Here is a 26,333-nt window from a genome sequence, read left to right on the forward strand (position 1 = left end):
ATATAAATTTCTTTTTTGTTCACACATATACATATAAAAAGGATGGTGATGGAAAATGCAGGGTGGAATGAATCCTTATTTACACAACGTACGCACAGCTAATACTGGTAAAGAAGCTACTATTACTGTACAAGGCGAAGGCGTTGTCAAAGCAAAACCGAATGTTGTTATATTAACGCTTGGCATTCGAACAGATGATAAAAATGTAAAACAGGCTCAAGAAGAAAATGCAGTGCAATCCAAACAATTGCTGGATGCACTTAAACAGCTTGGTATTGCCGATAAAGATATAGAAACGATTTCTTATACAATTACTCCTCAATACGAATATGTAAATGATAAAGCATTGCTACAAGGATACCGCGTGGAGCATTTGTATGAAATTACCGTTTTAAATGTACAAAAAGCTGGGGAAGTATATGATATAGCCGTTTCAAATGGCGCAAATGTAGCAAAAGGTTTACGTTTCCGAGTATCTCATCCAAATAAATATTATGAGCAAGCTCTCATTCAAGCTCTGCACCAAGCAGTAGAAAAAGCTCGTGCTATTGCGAGTACATATAATTTAAATATTAATCCTGTTCCCCTCTCATTCGTTGAAGAATCTGCCCAATTACCACGGGAGGTTACGTCTTATGCTACTTTACATGCGCAAGCAGCCCCTCCCATTCAATCGGGTGAATTAGAAATCATTTCATCCATACGGGCTATTTTTACGTATTTATAACGAATTCTCTTTACAAGTAAACGTTATCATTTTACTTGTTGTAAAAACATGATGTTCTGATATAATAAAGAACGGTGAGCTCTTACATAAGAGATATCACGGGTGGGAGAGGGATATGAAAAAGAAGGTTTAACATGAAAGGAATACTTGAAAGAACATTTAAATTAGGTTTACACGAAACATCACCAAAACAAGAAGTATTAGCTGGAGTTACGTCATTTTTCACAATCGTATATATTATGATTGTAAATGCGTCAATCTTATCAGATGCTGGCATTCCTCTTGAAGCTGGAATTTTAGCAACTGTTTTTAGTTCATTTGTCGGATGTCTACTCATGGCATTTTGGGCAAATGCACCTGCTATTCTTGTCCCGGGTATGGGTGTAAATGCATTCTTCACGTACACAGCTGTGCATACGCTTGGACTAACTTGGCAAGAAGCATTGGCTGCTGTCTTTATCTCTGGTATTATTTTTGCAATTGCCGCTTTTACACCAATCGCTCGCGTGCTATCAGTATCAATTCCAAAGTCATTAAAGGAAGCGATTACTGTCGGCATCGGATTATTTTTAGCGTTTATCGGATTGCAAAAAGGTGGTTTAGTCGTTTCGAACCCAAATACTGCTGTGGCAATGGGGAAATTAAGTAATCCTGTCGTTCTTGCGACATTACTTACTCTTATCATTGCACTTGTATTATTTATTCGTAACGTACGTGGAAACTTTTTATGGACGATTGCAATAGGAACTGGTATCGCCTGGCTATTTGGTCTTGTGGATACGAGTCAAGTGGGAAGTAGTTCATTCTCATTCGCTAATTACGGTGATGTGTTTGGAGCTATGTCATTTGGGAAACTTTCTTCCTTACCATTTTGGATTGCAACATTCTCTTTAAGCATGGTGCTTATCTTTGAGAACATGGGACTTCTGCACGGTTTATTAGAAGATGATCGTAAATTCCCACGTGCTTACCAAGCCAATGCAATTTCAGCAATAACATGTGGTCTATTTGGCACAAGTCCTACCGTTTCAACAGTAGAAAGTGCCGCAGGTATTACTGCAGGTGGTAAGACAGGTCTGACGTCTATCGTTACTGGGTTGCTATTCTTTGCATCACTGTTTGCTCTTCCATTTGTCAAATTAATTCCTGATAGTGCCATTGCACCAATCTTAATTATTATTGGCGGTCTGATGATTACAAGCATTCAACAAATTCCTCTGAATGACTTTTCAGAAGGATTTCCAGCATTCTTAATTATCGTTATGATCCCGCTCACATATAGTATCGCTGATGGCATTGCGTTCGGATTTATTGCTTACCCTATCTTAAAAGTTGCTCTTGGAAAGCGTAAAGAAGTCGCACCATCTATGTATATCATTACATGCTTATTTTTAGCTATGTTTGTATTACATGCTATTGGTTAAAAAAAACACCGAGGAAATCCTCGGTGTTTTTTTACTTAAACCATCCTTTTTTATAAAACCAGGCCATCATTCCGCCGCCAATTAGTGCCATAATAAGTAGACAAATAAAATAACTATATTGTCCACCAAGCTCTGGCATATGCGTAAAGTTCATTCCATATACTCCCGCAATAAATGTTAATGGCATGAAAATAGTCGAGAATACAGTTAATGTTTTCATAATGTTATTCATATGATGTGAGTTTAATGAAAAATAACTATCCCGAATATCTGCTGTTAACTCTCGGCTTGCCTCAATCATTTCTGTTAGTTTAAGCAAATGATCATGTATATCTTTAAAGTAAATTTCATGATCGCTTATACCGTAAAAACGAGTCGAATTTAAAATACGATATAATAAATCACGCATCGGAATGATTGTACGCCTTAGCTTTGATAAATCTGTACGTATATCAAATACCTCTTCTAATACACTTCCTGCTGTCTCCCCCGTTAAATTATCATCAATTGCATTTAAATGATCCTCAATGTAATATACAGGCGCAAAATAGTCATCTACAATTTGGTCGATAATTGTATGAGCTACGTGTAAAGGACTATTTTTAATACGCTTCTTTTCTCCAAGTGTTTTCCATACTCTTTCGATTGCATTGTTATGAGAAAAGTGGAAAGAAACAATATAACGATCACTAATAAATAAATCGATTTCGTGCGGTTCTAGTCCATCTTCCCCAAATGCGTGAAGTACTAAAAAGTTATATCCATCATAAAAATCAACTTTTGGCCTCTGTACATATTCTATACAGTCTTCAATTGCAAGGGGATGGAACTTAAAATGGTCTTGCAGAATATATGTATACTCTTCTTTCGTTGGCTTATATAAATCTAGCCAATACCATACAATATGGTCTTTCTTTGTTTCTTCTAGAGAAACATCATATAATACTTCATCTGTTTTTGTTACTGCACAAATTCTAATCATAATTTCACCCATTATTATTATAAACAAAAAATAGTAAAAAAAGCCAAGGAGAAATCTCCTCAGCTTTTTTTTATTACTTCGTTACGATACCGTGTACTAAAGTTGGTGCATCTACGTGTTCTTTAGAGATCTTCATGTTCTCATAAATTTTCGCTTTTACATCTTCAACATTTTCGCGGTTTGCGTAAATTGTAACGAGAGATTCACCTTGCTGCACTCTATCGCCTACTTTTTTGCGCAGCATTAGACCAACTGCTAAATCAATTTCAGACTCTTTCGTTGCACGTCCTGCTCCTAAAAGCATTGCTGCTGTTCCGATTTCGTCTGCAACGATTTCTGATACATATCCGTCTTCTTTCGCTTCCACTTCAATTTTAAATTGTGCTTGTGGCAATTTAGAAGGGTCATCAACAACAGATGCGTCGCCGCCTTGCGCTGATAAGAACGTTTTAAATGATTCTAGCGCTTTTCCGTTGTTCATTACTTCAATTAGCTTTTCACGTGCATCTTCTAAAGATGAAGCTTGTCCAGCAAGGTACACCATTTGACTTCCAAGTGTTAAACATAGCTCTTCTAAATCTTTCGGCCCTTTACCTTGTAATGTATCAATTGCTTCTTGAACTTCTAATGCGTTACCGATAGCTTCACCGAGTGGTTGACTCATATCAGAAATAACTGCCATCGTGTTACGACCAACGTTATTACCGATACGTACCATTGCTTCTGCTAAACGTTTTGCATCTTCATCCGTTTTCATAAATGCACCTGCTCCAGTTTTTACATCAAGAACAATTGCATCTGCACCAGCAGCAATTTTTTTACTCATAATCGAACTTGCAATAAGCGGAATTGAGTTTACTGTTGCTGTCACATCACGAAGTGCATATAGCTTTTTATCAGCAGGTGTTAAGTTACCACTTTGACCGATAACAGCGATTTTGTTTTCATTTACAAGACGCATGAATTCATCGTTTTCAATTTCCACATGGAATCCTGGAACTGCTTCTAATTTATCAATTGTACCACCAGTATGTCCTAAACCGCGTCCAGACATTTTCGCTACTGGTACATCTAAAGCGGCTACTAATGGACCTAATACAAGTGTCGTTGTATCACCAACACCACCTGTTGAATGCTTATCTACTTTTACACCTTCAATAGCTGATAAGTCGATTGTATCACCGCTATTTACCATTGCCATCGTTAAATCGGCACGCTCTTGATCGTTCATATCTTGGAAGAAAATTGCCATTGCAAGTGAACTTACTTGATAATCAGGAATATCACCATTCGTATATCCTTCAACAATAAAGTTAATTTCTTCTGTCGTTAATGCATGTCCGTCACGTTTTTTTGCAATTAGGTCCACCATTCTCATTGTGAAGTCACCCCTTCATTTGTTTTACGATTGCTTTTACTAATGCTAAGAAGTTAGCTTTAACACGTTCTGTCGTTTCAATTACTTCATCGTGGTGAAGTGGTTGATCTAAAATACCAGCTGCCATATTTGAAATACAAGAAATACCTAACACTTTCATACCAGCATGACGCGCTACAATTACTTCAGGTACTGTTGACATACCAACTGCATCTCCGCCAAGTGTACGAAGCATACGAATTTCAGCAGGTGTTTCATATACAGGACCTGTCATTCCTACGTATACACCTTCTTGTACTTTAATATTTAAGTCTGCTGCAACTTGTTTCGCCATTTCGCGAAGTTCTACCGTATATGACGTAGACATATCAGGGAAACGTACGCCCATTTCAGAATCATTTGGTCCGATTAATGGATTCGTACCCATGAAGTTAATGTGGTCTGAAATTAACATAAGATCGCCTGGCTCAAATGATGTATTTACACCACCAGCTGCGTTTGTTACAACAACTGTTTCTACACCTAGTTCTTTCATAACACGAACTGGGAATGTTACTTTTTGCATGTCGTATCCTTCATAGAAGTGGAAACGTCCTTGCATTGCTACTACTGTTACACCTTGAAGTGTACCAAATACTAGTTGACCTGCATGGCCTTCTACAGTTGATACTGGGAATTCAGGGATTTCACTGTAAGGTACTGTTACTGCGTTCTCAATTTCGTCTGCTAATACACCTAGTCCTGATCCAAGGATTAGTCCTACTTGTGGTGTCTCTTGAAATTTCTCTTTTAAGTATGAAGCTGATTTTGTAATAAGTTCACGATTCATTTGTTTATCCCCCTATTTCTTTAGCTCGTTTAAGAAGCTTGTTCCGTATTCTGGCATTTTCACACCGAAGTTTTCTGCTACTGTTGCACCAATATCAGCAAATGTTTGACGAAGTGGTAATTCTTGTCCGCCTTCTTTCATGCTTGGGCTATATGCCAATAATGGTACATATTCACGTGTATGGTCAGTACCAGGGTGAATTGGATCATTACCGTGGTCTGCTGTAATTAATAATAGATCATCTTCTTTTAGTTTTGCGAATACTTCTGGAAGACGTGCATCATATTCTTGCAGAGCTTCTCCGTATCCTTGTGGATCACGGCGATGGCCGAATAATGCATCAAAGTCAACTAAGTTTAAGAAGCTAAGACCTGTAAAGTCCATATTTAATGTATCTACAAGCTTATCCATTCCATCCATGTTAGACTTCGTACGAAGTGATTCAGTTACCCCTTCACCATCATAAATATCAGAGATTTTACCGATAGCAATTACATCGTAGTCACTATCTTTTAATTCATTCATTACTGTACGGCCGAATGGTTTTAATGCATAGTCATGACGGTTTGGTGTACGTGTAAAGTTTCCAGGTTCACCAACGAATGGACGAGCAATAACACGACCTACCATGTATTTCTCATCTAATGTTAATTCACGTGCAATTTTACAGATTTTATATAACTCATCAAGTGGCACTACTTCTTCGTGTGCTGCAATTTGCAATACGCTATCAGCAGAAGTATAAACGATTAAAGAGCCTGTTTCCATTTGCTCTTGACCAAGTTCATCAAGAATCTCAGTTCCAGAAGCTGGCTTATTACCGATAATTTTACGGCCTGTTTTTTCTTCTAATTCATCAAGTAATTCTTTCGGGAATCCTTCCGGGAACACTTGGAATGGTGTATCAATGTAAAGGCCCATGATTTCCCAGTGACCTGTCATTGTATCTTTACCAGTAGATTTCTCTTGCATTTTTGTGTAATATCCAAGTGGTTTCTCTACTTTAGAGATACCTTTCATTTCTCGAATGTTACCAAGACCTAATTTCACCATGTTAGGCATTTGTAACCCATTCATATGTTCAGCAATGTGACCAATTGTGTCAGATCCTAAATCACCAAATTGCTCAGCATCTGGTGCTTCACCGATTCCCACAGAGTCCATTACGACTAGGAATATACGTTTATATTTATTCATAACTGCGCCCTCCTATAAGTTCAGTTCTACTTCTTGTAGTATGTTCAAAACGCTATAAAGTGAAACTGTTATCAAAAAGAATTCTCATTGTCAAACAGTACTTCTTTAAATCATTTTCTAACCTATTTCGTTTACTTGAAACGATTCAAAAACATTTCTAGTTTTTTCTAAGTCAGATGTCAGACATCTGATACTGATATCATAACATGTTTACGCTTTCTTTTTAATACATTTTCGTAGAATTTCTCATTTTCTTCACACTTCTATTGTAATCCATTCTGCAACGAAGTGCTAATTTTTTTATGATTTATTTCTTCATATTAAAAATAAAAAGTAGCTCTAAAGAGCTACTTTTTATTTTACTTCTATTGTTTCTTCTTTATGTTCATGCAATTCGCCTTTTCTTACATGTACTTTCACTTTGTAAGCACCGTTCTCTTTGAAAGTATGTTTCGTTTCATACTCTCCTTTATTCCCTTCTTTCGCTGGAATAAATTCGTGTTTTTCAACACCATCTTTCCAAATCTCTAGTTGTACTTCAGCACCAGTTAATGCTTCTTCTTTTTGCTTTAAATGAACTTTCATTGTAGATTCAGCATTTGCCTTTATGTCTCCAGCCATAAGATGGATCATTGTGTCACTTTTATGATCTCCATGTCCTGCACTGTGGTCACTATTTTCTTTTTTTGCATCTTCTACTTTCGCATTTCCTACAGCAACTTTATGTTCTGGCATAACGTGCATATCACGTGCATTTGTATGAGGAATAATATGATATACTCCGTCAGTTTCAAATGTTTTCTCTACTGCATAAACACCTTTTCCTTTATGCTTACCATCTAACATCTCGTGCTTCTCGTCGCCATCTTTCCAAATTTCAAACTTTACATCATCGGCATCGGTTACTCTTTCTTTTCCTTGTGTAACAAGTGCTTGTACTTCTGTTTTTTCACCAGGTTTAATTTCTTTCGGATTCGTTTGAATTGCTACGTTTACACTTTCAAGTTTCTTTTCTTTTTTCGGTTCTTCTTTGTTTGTATTACAGCCAGCCAACGCTAGCATCGCGATAAATAAAGTTATAATCAGTTTTTTCATCATCATTTCCTCCTTTATACTCTATTTAGTATAGAGGAAATACATTGTAATATTCCAGTCTTCTGCTGAAAACAATATACGAAATGTTTGTGAAGTTTCTGTGAAGCGGTCTTCCCCTCTTAATCTATGAAAAAAAGAGCATAGTAACTATGCTCTCGGATGAAACTGTTTATATACATCTTTTAATCTAGTTTTTGAAACGTGCGTATAGATTTGAGTCGTTGAAATATCTGCATGTCCAAGCATTTCTTGTACAGCACGTAAATCTGCTCCATTTTCTAATAAGTGCGTAGCAAACGAGTGACGCAACGTATGAGGTGTAAGCTCTTTTTCAATATTTGCTTCTTTCGCTAATCGTTTTAATATTTTCCAAAATCCTTGTCTTGATAAACGATTACCATGATGGTTTAAAAAGAGTGCATCTACTACTTTTTTCCCCATTAATTCTCTTCTTCCTTTTTCAATATACTTTTGAATCGCTTCCGTTGCTAAACTTCCTAGTGGAATAATTCTTTCTTTATTCCCTTTCCCTATGCAACGAACAAATCCCATCGTTAAATGTACATCTTCTAAATTGAGTGCAATCAATTCTGAAACACGAAGTCCTGTCGCATACAGTAACTCTAGCATCGCCTTATCACGAATCCCAAAAGCACTTGTCATTTTTGGTGTTTGAAGTAACGCCTCTACTTCATCAACTGATAATACTTTTGGTAATTTCCGTTCCCCTTGTGGCGTTTCAATATGTACGGATGGGTCGTGTTCTACCGCTCGTTCACGAAGTAAAAATTGGTGGAACGAACGAATTGATGCGATATGACGCGCCAATGTTTTCGAAGATTTTCCGTTCTCTTTTAAATACTGCAAAAAATTAACAATGTGTAAACGGGTCACTTCATGAAAAGTTTTCGTCTGTTCCACATTTTGCAAATACTTTACGTAGCTTTTTAAATCCCGTTCATAAGATACTACTGTATTCTTTGCTAATCCTTTTTCGACAACCATATAATGAATAAAATCTTTTAATTGATCTTCCACTCTACACTACTCCCCATTTTCATAGAAAAACATCATTCTATTTACGAAAGCATCCTTTGCCGGTTCTTCATTCCCTGATACTTTTTCTACAGTCTCTTCTTTAGGTTTTTCATAACGATGATAGCTTTCATATTCTTCATTTATCCATAGTATAGCGAAATAAAACAAAATCGTACAACTTGTAAATAATAAAAATACTTTTATTCCATCAAAAGTTAATTTTAAAGCTCGGCGCATTGTAAATTCCTCCAAAATATAAGTTATTACAACATATGCCAAGCTTTCACCAATTTATACCTTATTCAAATAAAAAACCTCTTCCTAGATAAATAGGAAAAGGTTATTTTTCATCCGTTTCATTTTCTTGACAATTTTTACAAATCCCATGGAATGTTAAACGATGATCTTTCACCTTAAAGCTCCAGTCTCGTTCTACTTTCCTTTCCACTTCACCAAGTAAATCTTCTTGTATTTCTTGTACAGCACCACATTGTGTACAAATCAAATGATGGTGGAAACGCTGCGCACCTTCTTGGCGTAAGTCATAGCGTGAAACACCGTCTCCGAAGTTAATCTTATCGACAACTTTTAACTCAGATAATAGTTCTAAAGTTCGATAGACGGTTGCTAATCCGATCTCTGGCGACTTTTCTTTTACAAGGAGGTAAACATCTTCTGCGCTTAAATGATCTTCTTCATTTTCTAGCAGCACACGAACTGTTGCTTCACGTTGCGGTGTTAATTTGTAGCTCGCTGCATGTAATTGCTTCTTAATTCGTTCAATTCTTTCTTCCATTCGGTACTACTCCCTCCTCGCCACTCTTACACCATTATATCAGAAGAAGGGCTTCTGTCAAAAGAAAAAAACAATAAAAACAAATTGATAATTATTCTCAAAAAGTATTTATTTTTTATTAATAGCCTCAACGACTTCTTTCATTAAAACTGGTGATGCGTAAGCCTCCACACTAGAAGCAAGTGCTAACACCACTCCAATTACGAGAAAGAAGCATGTATAACGGATTAATAATGGTAATAGTGGCTCGGTTATTTTTCTAATAAATTGATGCCTAATCATCCGTAAAGAAAAACTTGCAGCAATAGTTGTCATAACGAGAAAGACTGGAATGATAATTAAATTTTGTGGCAAAACGGATACAAATGCTAATAATAATCCATTCCATCCATGCTGACTTACTAAAAAACCAACTGTAAATCCAACGACAACTCCTTTTACAAATAATAAAATAAAAATAAGTGGTAATCCAATAATTGAAATCCCTAAAATCCAAATAAATCCGATGTATTTTAATTGCGAAAAGTAACTTTCTCGAAACATTTCGCCCGCAATGGCAAATTCTCCTTTAGAGACTTGTCCAAAAAAACGTTGTAAATAAAATGATAAATCTTGTTTTTGATTGATTTGTAAACTATTCACCAGAATAGCTCCGAATATTACTCCCATCAATAATAAAACGGCGTTAAATATATATAATGAAGAGTTTTCCTGTATGTGAGACATTACACGGTCTTGCCAATTTTTTCGCCACATTTTCCTTCCCTCCGTTCACACTCTTATTAAAAATGTATGAAAGAAAGAAAAAAGTATGACGAATTAACATTGAAATTCCGCTCTACTTTGCTAAACTAAAAAGTAGAGAATAGGAGGGATTTCTCTTGAAACCATTATTATTAGATTTTCCAACATTATTTCAAACTGAACGCTTGCAAGTTCGTAAACCATTTCCAGGTGATGGTGCAGAAGTATATGAAGCAATCCAAGCTTCTCTAGAAGACTTAGTACCGTGGATACCAATTAACGCTGAAACAGAAGAGAGTGCTGAAGAAATTGTTCGCGAAGCTCACGGACAGTTTTTACTTCGTGAAACACTTGATTTTCACTTATACGATAAAGTATCTGGTACATTCATCGGAGCAATTACACTACAGCCTGAAAACTGGGATATTCCAAAGTTTTCACTTCACTTCTGGCTACATAGTGCCTATACAAAACAAGGCTATATGACCGAAGCTGTTAAAGGTGCAATTCAGTTCGCCTTTGATAAACTAGGCGCTAGAAGAATTGAAATTCGTACTGATGCAACAAATATAAATGCATGTAGCTTAGCAGAACGTCTAGAATTCATTCTAGAAGGTACAATGGAAAATGATTTCCTAGCACCAGATGGTAGCTTACGTGATGCACGTGTATATGCAAAAATCAATTAAAAAACACTCGCCTTTGGCGAGTGTTTATTTTTGTAGTTGTAAATATTGTACTGCAAACATCGTCTTCGCATCATGAATACGAAGATCTTTCATAAGAGTAATCGCTTCTTCTAACGATACTTCCATTAATTCCACAAACTCATCTTCATCTAACTCAGCTTTATTTTCTTTTTTTGTCAAACCTGTCGCTTTATATACATATAAAATTTCATCTGCGAATCCTGGAGATGTATAGAAAGAAGTAATGAGCTCCATATTTTCACATACATATCCTGTTTCCTCTTCTAATTCACGAACTGCTGTTACCTCAGGTTTTTCACCAGGTTCTAACTTACCAGCCGGAATTTCTATAATCGCCTTTTCAAGCGCTTTACGATACTGCTCAACAAGCACAATTTTCCCCTCATCAGTAATAGCAATAATAGCAACTGCACCAGGGTGATTTACAATTTCACGTTTACTCATTGCTCCATTTGGTAATACTACATCATCAACACGAACTTTTATAACTCTACCATCAAAAATCGGCTCAGTTTTTACTGTTCTCTCTGCAAGATTACTCATACTACTTCATCTCCCTGTTCTATTTCCTATTCTTTCCTCATACATTTTACCACATTGAAAGGAGCGTGATAGAAATGAAAGTTTATATTTTACCAAATCGCGTCACTTTAGTCGGAAAAGCATGGCAAATTCGCCATAAGCTAAAGCAATATAGCAAAGAGTATGCAACTGTACAAGAGTGGATTACAGCAAATAAAGTGAAACATTAATCATGCTTTTACGGGCAGTTAATGCGAAACGAAAAGTAAACGTTTGTCAACCTCTTTTCCCTCTCGTACAATAAAGGTAAGGAGGTTGACCTATGAAAAAACGTCAATTAGGAAACTCAGATTTGTTTGTTACAGAAATGGGCCTTGGCTGTATGTCTCTCGGTACATCTGAAACAGAAGCTATGCATATTATCGATGAAGCAATCGATTTAGGAATTAATTTTTTTGATACAGCAGATTTATATGATTACGGATTAAATGAAGAATTTGTTGGAAAAGCCTTGAAGGGAAGAAGAGACCAAATTGTTCTTACAACGAAAGTTGGAAATCGTTGGACAGAAGAAAAAAATGGCTGGTCTTGGGATCCTTCTAAAGCTTACATAAAAACTGAAGTAAAGGAAAGTTTACGTAGACTTCAAACTGATTATATTGATCTTTACCAACTTCATGGGGGAACGATTGAAGATCCAATAGATGAAACAATTGAAGCTTTTGAAGAATTGAAAAAGGAAGGTATTATTCGCCATTATGGTATTTCTTCTATACGCCCAAATGTCGTTCGTGAGTATGCAAAACGCTCAAACATCGTTAGTGTACTAATGGAATATAGCCTTTTAAATCGTCGTCCAGAAGAATGGTTTCCCCTTCTGAATGAACACCAAATTAGCGTCATTGCCCGCGGGCCACTTGCAAAAGGAATTTTAACTGACAACAATGCAATAAAAATAGAAAGAGTAAAGGAAAAGGATTATCTCTCTTATTCTTACGATGAATTACATACAACTCTAGCGAGTGTAAAAGAAACGATTGGAGAACGCTCTTTAACAGGAACAGCTATTCAATATTGCTTACATAATAAGACTGTTGCAGCTGTTATACCTGGTGCAAGCTCGCTTCAACAATTACAGGAAAATATACGAGCTAGCCAACAGTTACCTTTAACGAAAGAAGAATATATACAACTTCAAAAGATTGTTAAATATGACACATATGCTTTGCATCGTTAAAAATATCGAATTACCGATAAACAGAAGACTGTCTCCAGTATTAGGAGACAGTCTTTTTTATAACGTATCATATTTATCAGGATTCGTTCCTACATGTAAATCACGATTCAACGTGTTAATTTGACGTATCTCTTCTTCAGTTAGTGCAAAATCAAAAATAGTAAAGTTTTCTTCAATACGAGATGGTGTAACAGATTTAGGAATTGTAACAATTCCGATTTGAATATCCCACCTTAATATAACTTGTGCAGGTGTTTTTTCATATTTGTTAGCAATAGCCTGAATGATTGGATGCTGGAATACTTCTCCGCCCCTCATTAACGGACTCCATGCTTCCATTTGAATTTGCTCATCTTGACAATAATTGCGCAACTCAAATTGCGTCAACATCGGATGAAGTTCCACTTGGTTTACCATCGGCTTCACTTTGCAATTTGGTAATAATAGTTCTAAATGATGTTTATGAAAATTAGAAACACCAATCGCGCGCACTTTACCTTCTTCATACAATTTCTCCAAAGCTCGGTACGTATCAACATACTTCCCTCTTACCGGCCAATGTATTAAATATAAATCTACATAGTCCATTTGTAATTTTTTCAAACTCTTTTCAAACGCCTCGAGTGTCTCCTCATATCCTTGATCGTCGTTCCATACTTTTGTTGTTATAAATATATCTTCTCTTGGAATTCCTGATTCACGTATCGCCTCTCCGACACCGCTTTCATTTTCATATACAGTTGCTGTATCAATCGAACGGTATCCAACTTCTAACGCTGTTTTTACTGCTTGCTTTACTTCGTCTCCTTCTTTCGCTTTATATACGCCTAGACCAATCATCGGCATTTTCACGCCATTATGAAGTGTAGTTGTTGGAATATGCACAGTCGTCTCCCTTTCATTGTTACATTTTTTATAAGCCACAACTTTATTTCAACAAGATTCATCCCAAAAGTCAAAACATACGTACAGTTTACATAACACTTTTATATAGCTAAAAAATAACGTGAACTCATTCATTTAAGTTATTTTCTCTCCATTCTTTCGCTTTTTCATCCACATTGCGCACAAACTCATTTTTCCCTTCCGTATATAACGTGCCATCATATGTATACTTTTCGGCTAATTCTCTCTTTAAGGTTGCATATGCCTCTGCTTCTTCACAATGAGCCATCATATAATCACGAAACGCTAAATGCCTTACAATCTCTGGATTTCCTTTTTCAAACACGTGTAAATGATACGAACGTTTTTCTTCAGTTCCATGAATAAAATATCGGCGTCTTGAAATACCATTTTCCCCTTTTACGATGTAACCAAGCTCTATAAATCGTTCATTCCACCCATCTACTCTTTCGATATTTTCTACTTCCATGATCATATCAATAATAGGTTTAGCTGCCAGTCCGGGCACTGACGTACTTCCAATATGATGAATTTTCACCGTTTCTGGCATCGCTGTTTTTAATCTTTCAGCCTCCATTTGAAATTTTTCACTCCAATGGTTTTCATGTGGAACAACGATAATTTTTCTCATTCTAACTCCCCTTTTCTTACAAGCTCGTCAAAAAATGATCAGTGAAATACCACTGATCATTTTTTATTATTTAAAGTCTTTCCAAGTAAGGTTACTTTCACTTAGCAGTTCTTCAAATGATTTATTCTTTTCACGTTCTTTTTGTTCTTGGCGCTTTCTTTCCAGTTCAGCTGCCTCTTTTTCCTCTTCCCTCACTTGCAACTCTTTCTTCTTACTCTTTAATTGTTGCATGAGTGAATCATTTAATTGATCGCCTAATGTAAGTGTTTCTTTCTTCGGTTGATTCACTTGTGATTGTCTTTGTATTTGTCTTTGTTTCTTTTTCTTCATGCTACTCACCTTTTACTTTTTTCTCCATTATAGTAGATACACGATGAAATCGACAATAAAAAAAGGTCTTCACTCTATTATTCACTTTTTGTAAATATGTTAATTTTTCGAAAAGACTAAATTTTTATGTAGCTATAATCCTATGAATCTATTAAAATTATGTCGTATGATGTCAGATTATAAAAAAAGGAGAATTATATTATGTGGAAAAAAATTATTCCTGCCGTTGCTGTTTTAAGCACCATTACTTTTTCAAGCGTATTTGCCGCTCCCCCATCTCAGAATCCAGCTGAACAAAACCGCTACATAGACGTACAAATGCTTGGTATTAATGATTTCCATGGACAACTAGATACTGTTAAAAAAATCAATAATAAAGAAGCTGGTGGCGCTGATTACTTAGCTACTTATTTAAAAGAACGTAAAAAACAAAACCCTAATACACTTCTCGTACATGCTGGTGATATCGTCGGAGCTAGTCCACCAGTTTCAGCATTATTACAAGATGAACCGACAATTGAATTTTTAAATGACTTAAAATTTGATGTCGGTACAATCGGAAACCATGAATTTGATGAAGGTATTGATGAAATGCAACGCCTCATTTACGGTGGATATCATGAAAAAACAGGGAATTTCAAAGGGGCTAACTTCCCCTATGTAGCTGCTAACTTCTACAACAAATCAACTGGCCGCTTATTTTTACCACCGTTTACTGTAAAAATGGTAGATGGTGTTCCTGTAGGATTCATTGGGGTTGTTACAACTGATACACCAAATGTCGTTATGCCTACGATGCTTAACAATGTACAAATTACTGATGAAGTAGAAGCAATTAATAAATCAACACAACAATTAAAACGTCTCGGCGTTAAATCTATCGTCGTTCTTGCTCATGTCGGTGGAACAACCGATGAGTCTGGGGTAACAAATGGCGATCTTACTCGAATTGCAAATGAAACAGACCCAGAAGTTGATGTTATTTTCGGTGGACATAGTCATACGTATGTAAATGGTACAGTAAATAATAAACTAATTGTCCAAGCAAATTCATACGGAACGGCTTTCTCAGACGTGGATGTAACAATTGATCGTAAAACAAAGGATATTGTAAAGAAAAAAGCTGAAGTTGTTACACCCTATCATGAAGGTGTAGAACCTGATAAACAAGTAAAGAAAAAACTAGATCAATATAAAGAAAAAATTGCACCACTTGTAAATGAAGTAGTCGGAAAATCTACAGCACCTATCGACCGTAAACAAAATGATGCTGGTGAGTCCACTCTTGGAAATTTAGTTGCCGATGCTCAGCGTCAAACGATGCAAACTCAAATCGCCCTCATGAATCCTGGTGGCATTCGTAATGACTTAGATGCTGGTGATATTACGTGGGGTGAGTTATACGGCATTCAACCTTTTGGAAATCAATTAATTAAAGTAGATTTAACAGGTCAAGACATTCGCGATATTTTAAATCAGCAATGGCAAAAAGGAACAACAAGAATGCTTCAAATTTCAGGTATTCAATATACGTGGGATGCAAATAAACCAAACGGTGAAAAAGTTACAAATATACGTTTAACAAACGGAGAAGAATTATCTCCATCTAAAATGTATAGCGTAGTTGCAAATGCCTTCTTAGCTTCTGGCGGTGACGGATTCGTATCATTTAAAAATGGTAAAAATGCAGAAACTGGTCCAAACGACTTTGAAGCGTTAGTCGATTACGTAAAACAATTAAAAGAACCAATTCAGCCAGTTATTGATGGAAGAATTCAAAAAGTAAATTAAGTGTTTCTCTAATAATAAATTTCATTTTTCACGCCATAAAGGATTTATACTGATCCTCTATTTTATACGTAATATACATCATAAAAAGGATACTCGTTCTTCCAATGAACATAGTATCCTTTTCTTTAGTTATCAAAATGTGATGTTTTGTCAACTTCATATTGCTGTAAAAATTGGTGCAACGCCTCTTCTACAAGTTTAGATTTTTGAATTCCTTTCGATTCTGATATAAGGTCCAATTGTGATAATATTTCTGTATTAATAGAAAAGGTTCGTCTCTTCTTCTCTGCACTTTTACTCATAATTGGTACAATTACTTCTTCTCTTTTTCTTAATAATTCATAAATGCTTTGTAATTGCTCATAAATTAACAATTGATAATCTGTTTTCTCATATTGAAGGGCGGTCGCTTCTTGGAGTTGTAAGTGACGTGGTTCTTCTCCATCTCCTACAAAAATACGTTTCTTCTGCTCTCCATCATATTCGTATCCAATCAATCTTAATTTCTTCGATAATGTATACGGGCTTATTTCAAGACGTTTTGCTATAATAGCGATGGGTTCACGTCTATTTAAACCATCTATAATTTCTCCAATCGTCACAATTTCCCTCCTCCCGTGTTGAAATGACACTAGTATGGTATGTTACAATGATTTTCTAACAGTATATGCAAAATGAATAGCCTGTGCGATTCATACGATTTCACAAAAGGAGGTTTTCAATATGCTTTTTCGTAGCTACACCCCTCAGTTCTATAATGAAAACAAACAACTCATTCCTAACAGTATCGCTACGATAGAAAGCGTTATGATTAATAATCGAAAACAAACTCTCCTTATGCGTGGACAAAACGTAGAGCAACCTATTTTATTATGCTGTCACGGCGGACCTGGGATGGCACAAATCGGATTTATTCGCCATTTTCAAAAAGAATTAGAGAAGCAATTTATTGTTATTAATTGGGATCAGCGCGGGGCTGGTAAATCCTTTTCAATAAAAGATTTCGGAGCAAATTTCACAATCGAACAATTCGTTTCCGATGCAAAAGAAGTGATTCAATATGTACTTAAAAGGTTCAACAAACAAAAACTATTTCTCGCTGGTCATTCTTGGGGAAGTATCATTGGGCTTAACATAGCACATCAATATCCAAAGTATATTGAGGCTTACATCGGTATTGGGCAAATTGTACATATGAAACAAAATGAAGAATTGCTATATCAACATTTAATTCGTTCTGCAAAAAAACATAATCATAAAAAAGCATTAGCTTCCCTTTTAAAATTAGGAAAGCCACCATTTTTAGATACGAGACGTCTCATTATTCAAAGAAAGTGGCTTGGCACATTCGGAGGCGCAATCCAAAATGGATCTTCCTTTTCTTTCATACGAAAAGGTTTCTTTTCTCCTGAGTACACGCTATTAGATTGGTTCAAGTTTCTCGCAGGAAATTTAAAATCTGGCGTTTTATGGGAAGAAATGCTGACAATCGATTTCTTTTCTTCTATCTCAAGTTTATCTATTCCAGTTTATTTTTGTTCTGGTCGCTATGATTATCAAACCCCTTATGCACTCGTTCAGGAATATTGCGATATTATTGAAGCGCCTATAAAAAAGATGATTTGGTTCCCAAACTCAGCACATTCTCCTGATCTAGAAGAACCAGAATTATTCGCCAATTCTTTGCAATCAATTAAACAAGAGCTAGCTTTTCAGCATTAGTCACAAAAGGCTCTTTTACATTTCATAGAAAACATTTTATAATAATATGTCGCAAGTATGTATAAACATAGCAAAATGTTTCATATGTACTTGTCTTAACAGAATAAAAATTTAGGGAGATTACATTTATTATGAACGCTGTACTCGTCGCAGTAGCAATTATGCTATTGCTTAGTTTGTTACGTGTCCAGGTCATTGTCGCCATCATTGTTGGAGCTTTAACAGGCGGACTTATCGGCGGACTCGGTATTTCAGAAACGATTAACACTTTTACAACTGGTCTTGGAAACAGTGCTCCAATCGCTTTAAGTTATGCAATGCTTGGTGGTTTCGCTATTTCCCTTTCCAAAACAGGACTTCCAGATGCTATGATTCAAACTGCATTAAAATGGATTGGCAATGAACAAGACACGAAAAAACAAGTTTATTCTAAGGTACTTATTTTATTCATTATTTTAATGATGGCTTGTTTCTCACAAAATGTGATTCCTGTTCACATTGCTTTCATCCCCATCTTAATTCCAGCACTTTTAAAAGTATTAACTGAGCTGAAAGTGGATCGCAGACTTGTCACATGTATTATTACATTTGGATTGATTACTCCTTATATGTGGATCCCTGCAGGGTTCGGAAAAATTTATCATGACGTATTGCAAACCAACGCTGCGCAAAGCGGTCTTACATTTGATGTCGCACTTATTCCAAAAGCAATGACTATTCCAGCAATCGGTATGATTATTGGATTATGTGTAGCGGTATTCATTACGTACCGAAAACCTCGTACGTATGAAACAGAACAAATTCATACTACCGAAAATGAAATCGTTCCCTATACAAAACGTAGCATTACTTTCGGGTTATTATCTATCATTGCTACATTAACTGTTCAATTAACAACAGAATCAATGATTTTTGGTGCTTTAGCAGGTATTATCGTCTTATCAGTTAGTGGCAGTCTACCACTTAAAGAAGCAGATGCGATATTAACAAGCGGAATGCGTATGATGTCCTTTATTGGCTTTGTTATGATTGCTGCCGCCGGATTCGGCGCTGTTCTTCGAAAAACAGGACATGTTGAATCTCTAGTGCAAACGAGTGCACATATAATCGGAAATAACAAACCACTCGCTGCATTTCTTATGCTCGTTATTGGACTTCTCGTTACGATGGGAATTGGTTCATCCTTTTCAACCATCCCTATCTTAACAACCATTTTTGTACCTCTTTGCATTCAGCTTGGATTTAGTCCAATGGCCACAATTGCAATTATCGGTACAGCCGGAGCGCTAGGTGACGCAGGATCTCCAGCATCGGATAGTACACTTGGACCAACATCCGGTTTAAATGCTGATGGTCAGCACCATCATATATGGGATACATGTGTACCCACTTTTCTACATTACAATATACCGTTACTTATATTTGGCTTTATTGCCGCAATTACATTATAAAAAGGTGCGTATAAAACGCACCTTTTACTTTTTTATTTTTCCTTTTAATTGTTGAAAAGCTACTTTTCCATTATCTCTGACATAGCTTTCTATTGTCGGTAGTGATGAACCTCTCCATTCACACTCTATGCTCCCATTCGGTCCAACAATTTTTAATTTATCTGGTATATGTATATTTAGAAATCTCGCTGACCGAATTAAATCAATAGCAATCTGATCACTTGAGGCTACAATTCCATCTACATACGGATTGTTTTGCAATAATGTAATAAATTGTTTATTTGTATACCCTTGTACACATTCTTCTCGATAAGAGATTCCTTCATCCCAAACAGCGTCTAAAAACCCTGCTATATGATCTTCCATTTCTTCACTTTCTTCTCCCTCACCGAAATATGCAAGAAAGTGACACCCTTTCTCTTTTAATAAAGAAACAGCTCTCTGTCCACTTTCATAATAATTTCCATGTGATTGTTGCTCATCGATCACAACAAACGGAAATGGAATTTTTCCTACACTTTTAAAAACTGCTCTTGTCAAAATAACACCTGCAATGTTATTTTGCTTCAGCATATGTATGTATCTATCTTTATTCTCTATATTACAAATAATGATTTGATAACCTTCTTTATATGCTATTTCCTCAATACAATGTAGCAAAGTGATGTTTGATTGGTTACATAAATTATCTACAAGTAATGCAATTATCGTTGAATCCTCTTTAAATAGTGGCTTCGCTGCACTGTTTGGCCTATAACGTAATTCTTCAATTGCTTCCTTTACTTGTTTTACTGTGTCCTCATGAACGTATCCTTTTTCATTAATAACTCGTGAAACGGTTGCGACTGAAACACCTGCCAATTTTGCAACATCACGTATAGTTGCCACATCGTCACCCCTTAATATGGTAATAGATTACAATTTTACGGTAACCTAAATTAAACTATCCGTCAAGATTAACAACTCATATTTCTGAAAATTGTTACATCATTTCACTAAACGATACTCCAACTGAATTTCATGTAAAATCGGGATATTATCATATCCAATACGTGGAATTTCTTTCTTTATTTTTCGTGCCTCCTCTACCGCATTCACATATAAATTAGTCATTACAAAATTACGTTTTTGGTAAAATCGTAACGCATTCATATTATCATTAGTTGTAATAAGCCAAACCTGTCTGCACCGTTCTCCTTCTGCAACTTGTAATACACAATCCACAAGTTTCGTCCCTATTCCTTTTCTTTCTTCAAAGCTATCTAGCGATACAATTTCGCACATATTTCTGGTCACTTCATACGTTATAATTCCGATTATTCTGTCATCTGAGAGCGCAACAAATCCTGGCAACTCTTCTAACTGATGTCCCTTACCACGTGAAACCATCAATGAACTTCCCCAGTTCTCACACATGAACATTCGGATTGTTTCTTTCATCGCTGGCGTAATTTTTTGTATATGCAGCATTTCCTATTTCTCCCCTTTTATATCATTGTGATACAATATAAGTGTATCACATGTAACGGTATTTGGAGGATGAGGTAAAGTATGAAACGTTTTTTTGCAGCACTGTTTACTATACTAGGTGCAATAACTGCCCTTGGGATTTTCTTTACAAATAAAGTGATGTACTTAAAGAAAAAAACAGAGGAAGAAGTACTCGAAAGAGAAACGAAAAAACATTTTCGTATAGAGGATTTTGATGCTCTTCATAAAGAAGAAATTCATATCCCTTCACAATTTGGATACGACCTTCACGGATATTACATTCCTGCTGGTCATTCCACCAATAAGTTTATGGTTTTTTGCCACGGTGTAACTGTAAATAAAATAAACTCTGTAAAATATGCAAACTTATTCTTAAAAAGAGGATATAACGTCCTCATTTACGATCATCGTCGTCATGGTAAAACTGGCGGAAAAACAACAAGCTATGGATACTATGAAAAACATGATTTAAAATCCGTAGTTGACTGGCTAAAAAACCGTTTTGGCACCAATATTACACTTGGTATTCATGGTGAATCTATGGGAGCTGCAACACTTCTTCAATACGCAGGACTTGTAGAAGATGGTGCTGATTTCTATATTGCAGATTGTCCTTTCTCTGATTTTCACGGACAATTACAGCACCGTTTAAAGGTTGAATTCCATTTACCAAAATGGCCTTTATTACCTTTAGCAAACGCATTTTTGAAAGTTCGTGACGGTTATACAATTCGTGAAGTTTCACCAATCGACTGTATAAAAAACATTAACAATCCCGTTCTCTTTATTCATAGTAAAGATGACGACTATATTTTAGCTGATATGACAAAAGCGTTATATGAAGCGAAAGAAAATAATAAGCAGCTTTATATTGCAGAACACGGTGCACACGCTTGCTCTTATAACGAAAATAAAGAAGAGTACGAAGCAGCCGTCGATCAATTTTTAAACACATATGTGAAAGAAACAAAAAACAGGCTTGCATAAGCCTGTTTTTTATTGCGCTAAAACGTCTGTAACTTGTTCCATATTTTCAGAAATCCATTGCATTGCATCATCTAACGTTGGGAATTCTGTCGTTTGAAATGTTACTTCATCTTGCAGTAACCAAACATCCTTTGCCTCTTGCCCTACACCTGCAATGGACCAATGTAACAAACTATATGGATGATTATCATTCAAAAATGATGCCCACGTGCGCTCATTTGCAATGTTTCGTAATGTATGTAATTGTTTATCCATCTCTCGTCACCTTACTCTAGTCAGTTATGAAAACTATTATAACACTCTCTTCTTTCTCAAACAAAGTGCTCTTTTTTCTCCGCTATTTGCGGGCAGTAAAACTCCCACCTCAAAATTCGGCTGAAACAAAGAAGTTAGGTAGGAGATTAACTGCCCCTAAAAGCCCGATTGGTTCAACTAATAATTAGTGGGGGATGCCTCCCCCACTAATTAAAGTTTCACTTTATATTGCCAAGCACTTCCCTTGATTATATGATGAAATTAAGCGTTTGGGAAGGAGGGATAACGTTGGCAAAAGTACAAATTAAAGTAAATGATAATGGCTCTTTTCGCGTTACAGGGGACGTGGAATTAGTCGACTCACAAGGGAATGCATTCCCAGCAAAACCGGCATTTTCTTTATGCCGTTGTGGTTTATCAAAAAATATGCCTTATTGCGACGCTTCGCATAAAGGTAAATTCGAGTCTGTTGTTAGAGCACCAGAGGCAGAATAATTTTACATGTGACATGCACATTTTTTTGTGCATGTTTTTTCTTTTTAGCAACTCCGTTATATCCCTTCTCTTTACAACATTTCTAATACTTTTATTTCCATTCCAGCCTGCATATATTTTCACACAATTCTTCACATTCGAATATTTTTTACTAGCCTTTTATTTTTTTTGTGCTATAATTTGAGCAAACAGCATCCTTCGGGGTCGGGTGAAATTCCCAACCGGCGGTGATGAAGTGAAAACTTCTAAGTCCGTGACCCGTTTTCAACTCGAAAACGGTGGATCTAGTGAAACTCTAGGGCCGACAGTATAGTCTGGATGGGAGAAGGATATGTTTCTAGTTTTTTATATAGTGAATACACTTTTATTTCAGTATGCATATTTTTAAAGATTCATTTTGATTCTTTATATATGTTTAATTTTCTATACTTATTTTTTATACTGAAATAAAAAGAGACAACTAGCGTTTAAAAATTCGATATTTTGCTAGGTTTTTTCCTTATGCAGAAATATCAATTATCGTTAGGTTTCTTTCCTATGCTTTCGTATTCAAACTATATTTCTAGAAATCACGTCTCCCAAACCCCAAGGATATTAAATCCTTGGGGTTTTTTGATTTTTTTTGGAGAGGTGAAGAAAATGACAGATCAAGAATATATGAGGATTGCCCTGCAGTTAGCAGAAGGAACATCAGGACAAACAAGTCCAAATCCTATGGTTGGTGCTGTTGTTGTAAAAGATGGAAACATCGTTGGTATGGGCGCTCATTTACGAGCTGGTGAAGAACACGCAGAAGTTCATGCCCTTCAAATGGCTGGTCAGAACGCCAAAGACGCTACCGTTTATGTAACACTGGAACCGTGTAGCCACTTTGGAAAAACACCACCTTGCTGTGAATTGCTCATCGAAAAAGGAGTTAAGCGTGTTGTAATTGCTACTCTCGATTGTAATCCGCTCGTTTCTGGTAACGGAAAAAGAAGATTAGAGGAAGCTAGAATTGAAGTAACTACTGGTGTTCTTGAAGCAGAAGCAGTTTTATTAAATCGCTACTTTTTTCACTACATGAAAACGAAACGCCCTTTTGTAACAATCAAAACAGCGATGAGCTTAGATGGAAAAACAGCAACTGTAACTGGTGAAAGTAAGTGGATTACAGGTGAAGAAGCACGTGCTGATGTTCACCAATATCGCCATACACATGATGCAATTCTTGTTGGAGTGAATACAGTTATAGCTGATAATCCTCATTTAACAACAAGAATTCCAAATGGTGGGAAACATCCTATTCGCGTTGTTTTAGATACCCATTTACGAACGCCACCATCTTCTCATGTTATAACAGATGGTTTAGCACCGACATGGATTATTGTCGGTAAGGATGTAAAGAAAGAGAAGATATCTTCTTATGAATCTAAAAATATAGCTATATTCCAAATGGAAACGAAGCATATAGAAATCGAGGACCTTCTTTCCTTTCTTGGAGAGAAACAAATTCTTTCTCTATTCGTTGAAGGTGGCCAATCGATTCATGCAAGTTTCTTAAAAACAAACAATTTTAATGAAATTGTAACCTATATAAGCCCGAAATTAATTGGTGGGAAAGATGCTCCTACTTTATTTGGAGGAAATGGTTTTTCAAAATTACAAGATGCGCTTTCCTTGAAAATTCAAGAGATGAAACAAATTGGTGATGATATAAAAATCGTTGCGAATGCCCGAAACGAGGTGACGAAATGTTTACAGGAATTGTAGAAGAATTAGGAACGATAGCAAACATGCAACAAAGTGGAGAAGCGATGAAATTAACGATTCATGCAAAGAAAATTTTATCAGATGTTCACTTAGGTGATAGTATCGCGGTTAACGGTATTTGCTTAACTGTAACAAACTTTACAACTACTTCATTTACAGTTGATGCAATGCCCGAAACGATGCAGTCGACATCACTTCGTATACTTAAACCACACTCTAAAGTAAATTTAGAACGAGCAATGGCTGCAAACGGACGATTCGGTGGACATTTCGTTTCAGGACATATTGATGGCATCGGAACGATTTTAAATAAAAAACAACATTACAATGCCGTCTATTACAAAATAGCAATTTCTGATGAACTGCTGCGCTATTGTTTGCAGAAAGGGTCCATTGCTGTTGATGGAACGAGTTTAACGATATTTGCTATAGACGAATCTTCCATAACGATTTCACTCATCCCGCACACAGTAAGCGAATCTGTCATTGGAGAAAAAAATGCCGGAGATATCGTAAACATTGAGTGTGACATGATTGGTAAATATATCGAACGCTTTATTACTAAACCTACAAAACGAGTAGGTTCAATGACTGAAAGCTTTTTACAAGAAAACGGATTTCTATAAGGGGGAAGCACAATGTTTCATCGTATTGAAGAAGCTCTAGAAGATTTAAAACAAGGTAAAGTCGTTATCGTATGTGATGATGAAAACCGAGAAAATGAAGGCGATTTTATTGCTTTAGCAGAGTACATTACACCAGAAACAATTAATTTTATGATTACACATGGCCGTGGTCTCGTTTGTGTACCGATTACAGCAGGGTACGCGGAACGTCTACAATTAGAACCAATGGTATCTCATAATACAGATTCACATCATACTGCGTTTACAGTGAGCATTGACCATGTTTCTACAACAACAGGGATTAGCGCTCACGAACGTGCAACTACGATACAAGAATTGTTAAACCCCGCATCAAAAGGCGCTGATTTCAATCGACCTGGACATATCTTTCCATTAATTGCGAAAGAAGGCGGTGTCCTGCGTCGTGCAGGTCATACAGAAGCTGCTGTTGATTTAGCAAAGCTATGCGGTGCCGAACCAGCTGGAGTTATTTGCGAAATTATAAATGAGGACGGCACGATGGCACGTGTACCTGATTTAATAGAATGTGCAAAACAATTTGATATAAAATTGATTACAATAGAAGATTTAATTGCTTATCGCCGCCATCATGAAACACTTGTGACGAGAGAAGTGGAAATTACATTACCTACAGATTTCGGTACTTTCCACGCAATTGGCTATTCTAACTCATTAGATACGAAAGAACATATCGCACTTGTAAAAGGTGATATTTCAACAGGTGAACCGGTACTTGTACGTGTTCATTCTGAATGCTTAACAGGAGATGTATTCGGTTCACATCGCTGCGATTGCGGACCACAACTCCATGCAGCACTTGCTCAAATTGAGCGTGAAGGAAAAGGTGTTCTTCTTTATATGAGACAAGAAGGAAGAGGCATTGGGCTTCTTAATAAGCTTCGCGCTTATAAATTACAAGAAGAAGGATTCGATACTGTAGAAGCAAATGAAAAACTCGGCTTCCCTGCTGATCTTCGTGATTACGGTATCGGTGCTCAAATATTAAAAGATTTAGGTTTACAAAGCTTACGATTATTAACGAATAACCCAAGAAAAATTGCTGGCTTACAAGGTTACGATTTAGAAGTAGTCGAGCGTGTACCGTTGCAAATGCCGGCAAAAGAAGAGAATAAATCGTATTTACAAACGAAAGTAAATAAATTAGGACACTTACTAAACTTATAATTAAAGGAGAG

General features: G+C 36.2%; 30 protein-coding genes and 1 riboswitch. Of the genes, 13 read left to right on the forward strand and 17 right to left on the reverse strand.

Features of this window, described 5'->3' with window-relative positions:
- Window positions 1-55: 55 nt before the first annotated feature.
- Window positions 56-727 (forward strand): SIMPL domain-containing protein, encoded by a 672-nt coding sequence (locus ACXKY9_RS19890; RefSeq protein ID WP_001161448.1) that lies wholly within the window; start codon window positions 56-58, stop codon window positions 725-727.
- A gap of 134 nt (window positions 728-861) precedes the next feature.
- On the forward strand, window positions 862-2,151 hold the full coding sequence (locus ACXKY9_RS19895; RefSeq protein ID WP_000676241.1) for an NCS2 family permease: 1,290 nt from the start codon (window positions 862-864) through the stop codon (window positions 2,149-2,151).
- 31 nt (window positions 2,152-2,182) lie between these two features.
- Here ACXKY9_RS19895 and corA read toward each other — a convergent pair whose 3' ends face one another.
- From corA to spoIIM, 9 genes are all read right to left on the reverse strand, one after another.
- A complete protein-coding gene (gene corA, locus ACXKY9_RS19900) occupies window positions 2,183-3,145 on the reverse strand; it encodes a magnesium/cobalt transporter CorA (RefSeq protein ID WP_002005674.1) in 963 nt (320 codons plus the stop codon).
- A gap of 61 nt (window positions 3,146-3,206) precedes the next feature.
- Window positions 3,207-4,511, reverse strand: coding sequence for a pyrimidine-nucleoside phosphorylase (locus ACXKY9_RS19905; RefSeq protein WP_001243066.1), 1,305 nt, complete (start codon window positions 4,509-4,511; stop codon window positions 3,207-3,209).
- A 7-nt stretch (window positions 4,512-4,518) separates the two neighbouring features.
- Window positions 4,519-5,340 carry a purine-nucleoside phosphorylase gene (locus tag ACXKY9_RS19910; protein ID WP_001078446.1) on the reverse strand — a complete coding sequence of 274 codons (822 nt, stop codon included), beginning with the start codon at window positions 5,338-5,340 and terminating at the stop codon, window positions 4,519-4,521.
- Between the two features lie 12 nt (window positions 5,341-5,352).
- On the reverse strand, window positions 5,353-6,537 hold the full coding sequence (gene deoB, locus ACXKY9_RS19915; protein ID WP_001046079.1) for a phosphopentomutase: 1,185 nt from the start codon (window positions 6,535-6,537) through the stop codon (window positions 5,353-5,355).
- 354 nt (window positions 6,538-6,891) lie between these two features.
- The gene (locus ACXKY9_RS19920; protein ID WP_002101286.1) at window positions 6,892-7,635 is read right to left on the reverse strand and encodes a FixH family protein; all 744 of its coding nucleotides are present in this window, start codon (window positions 7,633-7,635) and stop codon (window positions 6,892-6,894) included.
- A 144-nt stretch (window positions 7,636-7,779) separates the two neighbouring features.
- A complete protein-coding gene (xerD, locus tag ACXKY9_RS19925) occupies window positions 7,780-8,670 on the reverse strand; it encodes a site-specific tyrosine recombinase XerD (RefSeq protein ID WP_000390088.1) in 891 nt (296 codons plus the stop codon).
- Between the two features lie 6 nt (window positions 8,671-8,676).
- Complete coding sequence (locus tag ACXKY9_RS19930; protein WP_001250432.1) at window positions 8,677-8,907, reverse strand: YqzK family protein; 231 nt, start codon at window positions 8,905-8,907, stop codon at window positions 8,677-8,679.
- Between the two features lie 103 nt (window positions 8,908-9,010).
- Complete coding sequence (fur, locus tag ACXKY9_RS19935; RefSeq protein ID WP_000392657.1) at window positions 9,011-9,466, reverse strand: ferric iron uptake transcriptional regulator; 456 nt, start codon at window positions 9,464-9,466, stop codon at window positions 9,011-9,013.
- Window positions 9,467-9,574: 108 nt separating this feature from the next.
- A complete protein-coding gene (gene spoIIM, locus ACXKY9_RS19940) occupies window positions 9,575-10,192 on the reverse strand; it encodes a stage II sporulation protein M (RefSeq protein WP_013142149.1) in 618 nt (205 codons plus the stop codon).
- A gap of 155 nt (window positions 10,193-10,347) precedes the next feature.
- On the opposite strand from spoIIM, the gene ACXKY9_RS19945 reads away from it, so the two are divergent.
- Window positions 10,348-10,899 carry a GNAT family N-acetyltransferase gene (locus ACXKY9_RS19945; RefSeq protein WP_000803483.1) on the forward strand — a complete coding sequence of 184 codons (552 nt, stop codon included), beginning with the start codon at window positions 10,348-10,350 and terminating at the stop codon, window positions 10,897-10,899.
- 24 nt (window positions 10,900-10,923) lie between these two features.
- Here ACXKY9_RS19945 and ACXKY9_RS19950 read toward each other — a convergent pair whose 3' ends face one another.
- A complete protein-coding gene (locus ACXKY9_RS19950; protein WP_000067041.1) occupies window positions 10,924-11,463 on the reverse strand; it encodes an NUDIX hydrolase in 540 nt (179 codons plus the stop codon).
- Between the two features lie 74 nt (window positions 11,464-11,537).
- Between ACXKY9_RS19950 and mciZ the strand changes: the two genes are divergently transcribed.
- Both mciZ and ACXKY9_RS19960 read left to right on the forward strand, forming a co-directional pair.
- The gene (gene mciZ / locus ACXKY9_RS19955; protein WP_000870301.1) at window positions 11,538-11,672 is read left to right on the forward strand and encodes a Z-ring formation inhibitor MciZ; all 135 of its coding nucleotides are present in this window, start codon (window positions 11,538-11,540) and stop codon (window positions 11,670-11,672) included.
- A gap of 92 nt (window positions 11,673-11,764) precedes the next feature.
- Window positions 11,765-12,679: an aldo/keto reductase gene (locus ACXKY9_RS19960; protein WP_000747211.1), complete on the forward strand. Its 915-nt coding sequence runs from the start codon at window positions 11,765-11,767 to the stop codon at window positions 12,677-12,679.
- Window positions 12,680-12,736: 57 nt separating this feature from the next.
- On the opposite strand, the gene ACXKY9_RS19965 is transcribed toward ACXKY9_RS19960, so the two are convergent.
- The 3 genes from ACXKY9_RS19965 to ACXKY9_RS19975 form a co-directional block, all read right to left on the reverse strand.
- Window positions 12,737-13,564, reverse strand: a complete 828-nt coding sequence (locus tag ACXKY9_RS19965) for an aldo/keto reductase (protein ID WP_000547990.1) — start codon at window positions 13,562-13,564, stop codon at window positions 12,737-12,739.
- Between the two features lie 127 nt (window positions 13,565-13,691).
- A complete protein-coding gene (locus tag ACXKY9_RS19970) occupies window positions 13,692-14,216 on the reverse strand; it encodes a GrpB family protein (RefSeq protein ID WP_001226445.1) in 525 nt (174 codons plus the stop codon).
- A gap of 66 nt (window positions 14,217-14,282) precedes the next feature.
- Window positions 14,283-14,546, reverse strand: a complete 264-nt coding sequence (locus tag ACXKY9_RS19975) for a YqkE family protein (protein ID WP_000727548.1) — start codon at window positions 14,544-14,546, stop codon at window positions 14,283-14,285.
- A 201-nt stretch (window positions 14,547-14,747) separates the two neighbouring features.
- Between ACXKY9_RS19975 and ACXKY9_RS19980 the strand changes: the two genes are divergently transcribed.
- Window positions 14,748-16,337 (forward strand): bifunctional metallophosphatase/5'-nucleotidase, encoded by a 1,590-nt coding sequence (locus ACXKY9_RS19980; RefSeq protein WP_000265547.1) that lies wholly within the window; start codon window positions 14,748-14,750, stop codon window positions 16,335-16,337.
- 125 nt (window positions 16,338-16,462) lie between these two features.
- On the opposite strand, the gene ACXKY9_RS19985 is transcribed toward ACXKY9_RS19980, so the two are convergent.
- Window positions 16,463-16,939 (reverse strand): ribbon-helix-helix domain-containing protein, encoded by a 477-nt coding sequence (locus ACXKY9_RS19985; RefSeq protein WP_000151925.1) that lies wholly within the window; start codon window positions 16,937-16,939, stop codon window positions 16,463-16,465.
- Window positions 16,940-17,060: 121 nt separating this feature from the next.
- On the opposite strand from ACXKY9_RS19985, the gene ACXKY9_RS19990 reads away from it, so the two are divergent.
- Both ACXKY9_RS19990 and ACXKY9_RS19995 read left to right on the forward strand, forming a co-directional pair.
- Complete coding sequence (locus ACXKY9_RS19990; RefSeq protein WP_000898965.1) at window positions 17,061-18,059, forward strand: alpha/beta fold hydrolase; 999 nt, start codon at window positions 17,061-17,063, stop codon at window positions 18,057-18,059.
- A gap of 131 nt (window positions 18,060-18,190) precedes the next feature.
- Window positions 18,191-19,510: a Na+/H+ antiporter family protein gene (locus ACXKY9_RS19995; RefSeq protein ID WP_000994819.1), complete on the forward strand. Its 1,320-nt coding sequence runs from the start codon at window positions 18,191-18,193 to the stop codon at window positions 19,508-19,510.
- Window positions 19,511-19,534: 24 nt separating this feature from the next.
- Here the strand turns inward: ACXKY9_RS19995 and ACXKY9_RS20000 are convergent, their stop codons facing one another.
- Both ACXKY9_RS20000 and ACXKY9_RS20005 read right to left on the reverse strand, forming a co-directional pair.
- Window positions 19,535-20,398 carry a LacI family DNA-binding transcriptional regulator gene (locus tag ACXKY9_RS20000; RefSeq protein WP_000201340.1) on the reverse strand — a complete coding sequence of 288 codons (864 nt, stop codon included), beginning with the start codon at window positions 20,396-20,398 and terminating at the stop codon, window positions 19,535-19,537.
- Window positions 20,399-20,497: 99 nt separating this feature from the next.
- Window positions 20,498-20,980, reverse strand: a complete 483-nt coding sequence (locus tag ACXKY9_RS20005; protein ID WP_000902439.1) for a GNAT family N-acetyltransferase — start codon at window positions 20,978-20,980, stop codon at window positions 20,498-20,500.
- Window positions 20,981-21,061: 81 nt separating this feature from the next.
- Here ACXKY9_RS20005 and ACXKY9_RS20010 point away from each other — a divergent pair, with 81 nt between their 5' ends.
- Window positions 21,062-21,988 carry an alpha/beta hydrolase gene (locus ACXKY9_RS20010; RefSeq protein ID WP_000819234.1) on the forward strand — a complete coding sequence of 309 codons (927 nt, stop codon included), beginning with the start codon at window positions 21,062-21,064 and terminating at the stop codon, window positions 21,986-21,988.
- A 9-nt stretch (window positions 21,989-21,997) separates the two neighbouring features.
- Here ACXKY9_RS20010 and ACXKY9_RS20015 read toward each other — a convergent pair whose 3' ends face one another.
- Window positions 21,998-22,243 (reverse strand): DUF2552 family protein, encoded by a 246-nt coding sequence (locus tag ACXKY9_RS20015; RefSeq protein WP_000360793.1) that lies wholly within the window; start codon window positions 22,241-22,243, stop codon window positions 21,998-22,000.
- A 288-nt stretch (window positions 22,244-22,531) separates the two neighbouring features.
- On the opposite strand from ACXKY9_RS20015, the gene ACXKY9_RS20020 reads away from it, so the two are divergent.
- The 4 genes from ACXKY9_RS20020 to ribBA all read left to right on the forward strand — a co-directional run bounded on the left by ACXKY9_RS20020 (window position 22,532) and on the right by ribBA (window position 26,322).
- Window positions 22,532-22,738 carry a CDGSH iron-sulfur domain-containing protein gene (locus tag ACXKY9_RS20020; protein ID WP_001151579.1) on the forward strand — a complete coding sequence of 69 codons (207 nt, stop codon included), beginning with the start codon at window positions 22,532-22,534 and terminating at the stop codon, window positions 22,736-22,738.
- Window positions 22,739-22,928: 190 nt separating this feature from the next.
- Window positions 22,929-23,072: riboswitch (FMN riboswitch) on the forward strand.
- Window positions 23,073-23,377: 305 nt separating this feature from the next.
- Window positions 23,378-24,490 carry a bifunctional diaminohydroxyphosphoribosylaminopyrimidine deaminase/5-amino-6-(5-phosphoribosylamino)uracil reductase RibD gene (gene ribD, locus ACXKY9_RS20025; protein WP_000131988.1) on the forward strand — a complete coding sequence of 371 codons (1,113 nt, stop codon included), beginning with the start codon at window positions 23,378-23,380 and terminating at the stop codon, window positions 24,488-24,490.
- The gene (gene ribE / locus ACXKY9_RS20030; protein ID WP_000493898.1) at window positions 24,472-25,116 is read left to right on the forward strand and encodes a riboflavin synthase subunit alpha; all 645 of its coding nucleotides are present in this window, start codon (window positions 24,472-24,474) and stop codon (window positions 25,114-25,116) included. Before ribD ends, ribE begins: the two co-directional genes overlap by 19 nt.
- Window positions 25,117-25,128: 12 nt before the next feature.
- Window positions 25,129-26,322, forward strand: a complete 1,194-nt coding sequence (ribBA, locus tag ACXKY9_RS20035) for a bifunctional 3,4-dihydroxy-2-butanone 4-phosphate synthase/GTP cyclohydrolase II (RefSeq protein ID WP_000468979.1) — start codon at window positions 25,129-25,131, stop codon at window positions 26,320-26,322.
- Window positions 26,323-26,333 lie beyond the last annotated feature (11 nt).

It is taken from the genome of Bacillus sp. 2175 (assembly GCF_057812155.1).

What these genes read in the sequence shown, in the direction of transcription:
- mciZ (WP_000870301.1), top strand. Translation starts at nt 11,538, where the DNA reads ATGAAAGTTTATATTTTACCAAATCGCGTCACTTTAGTCGGAAAAGCA.
- ACXKY9_RS19910 (WP_001078446.1), bottom strand. Translation starts at nt 5,340, where the DNA reads ATGAATCGTGAACTTATTACAAAATCAGCTTCATACTTAAAAGAGAAA.
- ACXKY9_RS20010 (WP_000819234.1), top strand. Translation starts at nt 21,062, where the DNA reads ATGAAACGTTTTTTTGCAGCACTGTTTACTATACTAGGTGCAATAACT.
- deoB (WP_001046079.1), bottom strand. Translation starts at nt 6,537, where the DNA reads ATGAATAAATATAAACGTATATTCCTAGTCGTAATGGACTCTGTGGGA.
- ACXKY9_RS19975 (WP_000727548.1), bottom strand. Translation starts at nt 14,546, where the DNA reads ATGAAGAAAAAGAAACAAAGACAAATACAAAGACAATCACAAGTGAAT.
- ACXKY9_RS19890 (WP_001161448.1), top strand. Translation starts at nt 56, where the DNA reads ATGCAGGGTGGAATGAATCCTTATTTACACAACGTACGCACAGCTAAT.
- ACXKY9_RS19930 (WP_001250432.1), bottom strand. Translation starts at nt 8,907, where the DNA reads ATGCGCCGAGCTTTAAAATTAACTTTTGATGGAATAAAAGTATTTTTA.
- ACXKY9_RS19895 (WP_000676241.1), top strand. Translation starts at nt 862, where the DNA reads ATGAAAGGAATACTTGAAAGAACATTTAAATTAGGTTTACACGAAACA.
- ACXKY9_RS19995 (WP_000994819.1), top strand. Translation starts at nt 18,191, where the DNA reads ATGAACGCTGTACTCGTCGCAGTAGCAATTATGCTATTGCTTAGTTTG.
- spoIIM (WP_013142149.1), bottom strand. Translation starts at nt 10,192, where the DNA reads ATGTCTCACATACAGGAAAACTCTTCATTATATATATTTAACGCCGTT.
- fur (WP_000392657.1), bottom strand. Translation starts at nt 9,466, where the DNA reads ATGGAAGAAAGAATTGAACGAATTAAGAAGCAATTACATGCAGCGAGC.
- ACXKY9_RS19960 (WP_000747211.1), top strand. Translation starts at nt 11,765, where the DNA reads ATGAAAAAACGTCAATTAGGAAACTCAGATTTGTTTGTTACAGAAATG.
- ACXKY9_RS19970 (WP_001226445.1), bottom strand. Translation starts at nt 14,216, where the DNA reads ATGAGAAAAATTATCGTTGTTCCACATGAAAACCATTGGAGTGAAAAA.
- corA (WP_002005674.1), bottom strand. Translation starts at nt 3,145, where the DNA reads ATGGGTGAAATTATGATTAGAATTTGTGCAGTAACAAAAACAGATGAA.
- ribBA (WP_000468979.1), top strand. Translation starts at nt 25,129, where the DNA reads ATGTTTCATCGTATTGAAGAAGCTCTAGAAGATTTAAAACAAGGTAAA.
- ACXKY9_RS20005 (WP_000902439.1), bottom strand. Translation starts at nt 20,980, where the DNA reads ATGCTGCATATACAAAAAATTACGCCAGCGATGAAAGAAACAATCCGA.
- ACXKY9_RS19990 (WP_000898965.1), top strand. Translation starts at nt 17,061, where the DNA reads ATGCTTTTTCGTAGCTACACCCCTCAGTTCTATAATGAAAACAAACAA.
- ACXKY9_RS19905 (WP_001243066.1), bottom strand. Translation starts at nt 4,511, where the DNA reads ATGAGAATGGTGGACCTAATTGCAAAAAAACGTGACGGACATGCATTA.
- ACXKY9_RS19950 (WP_000067041.1), bottom strand. Translation starts at nt 11,463, where the DNA reads ATGAGTAATCTTGCAGAGAGAACAGTAAAAACTGAGCCGATTTTTGAT.
- ACXKY9_RS19920 (WP_002101286.1), bottom strand. Translation starts at nt 7,635, where the DNA reads ATGATGAAAAAACTGATTATAACTTTATTTATCGCGATGCTAGCGTTG.
- ACXKY9_RS19980 (WP_000265547.1), top strand. Translation starts at nt 14,748, where the DNA reads ATGTGGAAAAAAATTATTCCTGCCGTTGCTGTTTTAAGCACCATTACT.
- ribD (WP_000131988.1), top strand. Translation starts at nt 23,378, where the DNA reads ATGACAGATCAAGAATATATGAGGATTGCCCTGCAGTTAGCAGAAGGA.
- ribE (WP_000493898.1), top strand. Translation starts at nt 24,472, where the DNA reads ATGTTTACAGGAATTGTAGAAGAATTAGGAACGATAGCAAACATGCAA.
- ACXKY9_RS20015 (WP_000360793.1), bottom strand. Translation starts at nt 22,243, where the DNA reads ATGGATAAACAATTACATACATTACGAAACATTGCAAATGAGCGCACG.